The organism is Allobosea sp. 05T439, from assembly GCF_056396005.1.
Window position 1 is genome coordinate 1 of record NZ_JBFTKP010000140.1, and the last position, 544, is coordinate 544.

General features: G+C 71.3%; 1 protein-coding gene. It reads left to right on the top strand.

What is annotated here, in order from left to right; genetic code table 11:
• A partial coding sequence (locus tag AC1DIO_RS35435) for an autotransporter outer membrane beta-barrel domain-containing protein (RefSeq protein WP_476854962.1) occupies positions 1–544 on the top strand: 544 nt, incomplete at both ends.

The following is a 544-nucleotide window of genomic DNA, read 5'->3' on the forward strand; positions in this document are numbered from 1 at the left end:
CTCGGGCCGGTCAATCTTGCCGCTGCCTTCGGCTATGGCCGGCTCGAGAACGAGATCAAGCGCAGTATCCCGGTGCTCGGCAGCGCATTGTCCTCGTCCTATGCCACCACCGCCTGGAGCGGCCGGCTGCAGGCGAGCGCCGCGGTGCTCGACTGGAACGGCCTGGCTCTCTCGCCGCTGGCGGCGCTGCAGACGATCCAGGCGCGCAGCCCGGGCCTGATCGAGGCGAACTGGGCCGGGGCCAATGCCGGCGCGCTGGCGCTCGCCCGGCGCAACGACATCACCTCGCGCAGTGAGCTTGGCCTGCAGCTCGATTATGCCAATAGCCTGAACGGGCTGCCGGTCGCCGGCTATCTCCGGGCGAGCTGGGCGCATTACTACCAGCGTGACGCCGCTCTCTCCGCCTCGATTGCCGGCCTGACCGGCTCAGGCTTCGCGGTCGAGGGGGCCAGGCCCGCCCGCAACAGCGCGCTGCTCGCCGCCGGGCTCGACCTCAGGCTCAGCCCCTCCGTCACGCTCGGCGCCCGGCTCGACGGCGAACTCT